Annotated in this window: 1 protein-coding gene and 1 pseudogene; both read left to right on the forward strand. The window is 73.9% G+C overall.

Annotated elements, in window-relative coordinates:
* The coding region (locus tag M3677_RS16805) for a diguanylate cyclase (protein ID WP_251161112.1) at nucleotides 1-270 on the forward strand (270 nt) is incomplete at its 5' end.
* Nucleotides 271-386: 116 nt separating this feature from the next.
* Nucleotides 387-609 (forward strand): annotated as a pseudogene (locus M3677_RS16810) (amidase family protein); the annotation flags it as partial.

Here is a 609-nt window from a genome sequence, read left to right on the forward strand (position 1 = left end):
GGGTGCCCCGTCGGGGTGGCCGCCGCGCGGGCCGGTGACCTGGTCGAGGCCGTCCGCGGCACCCCGCTGCAGCTCCCCGACGGTTCGCTGCTTGTGCTGACCATCAGCGTCGGTGTGGCCCACGCGCCCGACCACGCCCTCGACGTCCGGTCGCTCTACTCGGCTGCGGACGCCGCGCTGTACCGGGCCAAGCGCGACGGGCGGGACCGGGCCGCCACGGCTGCGAGCTCGCCGGCTCCGCCGTGCCGGGTGGTCCAGCAGCTCCGCTGACGGCTGTGCCCGGCGTCACGATCTGTGCCGCCCCGTGCAAGAACAACGCGCTCACGAGCAAGAACATGTGACGTGCGTCGCGCCATGCTCCTCGCCACGACCAGCGGGGAGGACCCATGGAACCCACGACGACGGCGACCGCGCTCGCGGCCGCCATCCGACGCAGCGAGATCAGCCCGGTGGAGGTGGCCGAGTACTACCTGGACCGGGTGGACCGGCTCGACGGACCGGTCAACTCGATCGTCTGGCGCGACGACGAGCAGCTGATGGCCGACGCCCGCGCCGCCGAGAAGCAGGTGGCCGGGGGCGGTGACCTGCCCCCGTTCCTCGGGGTGCCGA

It is taken from the genome of Curtobacterium sp. P97, assembly GCF_023712445.1.
In the GTDB taxonomy this organism is placed as follows: domain Bacteria; phylum Actinomycetota; class Actinomycetes; order Actinomycetales; family Microbacteriaceae; genus Curtobacterium.